Raw genomic sequence first — 271 nt, forward strand, 5'->3', positions numbered from 1 at the left:
AGCCCCCCTCAAGATGAGATTTCCCAGTATGTAAGACCCCTTGTAGACGACGAGGTTGATAGGTTCGAGGTGGAAGTGCGGTAACGTATGCAGCTGACGAATACTAATCGGTCGAGGGCTTAACCAATAAACCTATGATGATTACTTTACGCAAGTTTCGTATCTAGTTTTCAAGGCGCAAACCACGCTTTGACTGTTTGGTGATGATGGCGGAGGGGACCCACGCGTTCCCATCTCGAACACGACCGTTAAGCCCTCCAGCGTCGATGGT

General features: G+C 50.2%; 2 rRNA genes (1 of these 2 cut by a window edge). Both read left to right on the forward strand.

The window, feature by feature from the left end:
* Nucleotides 1–127 (forward strand): 23S ribosomal RNA (locus GQF01_RS00985); the annotation flags it as partial.
* 69 nt (nucleotides 128–196) lie between these two features.
* Nucleotides 197–271: ribosomal RNA gene (gene rrf / locus GQF01_RS00990) — 5S ribosomal RNA — on the forward strand; it runs 64 nt beyond the window's last position.

Origin of the sequence: Paenibacillus silvestris (genome assembly GCF_009882985.1) — a bacterium.
Taxonomy (GTDB): domain Bacteria; phylum Bacillota; class Bacilli; order Paenibacillales; family NBRC-103111; genus Paenibacillus_E; species Paenibacillus_E silvestris.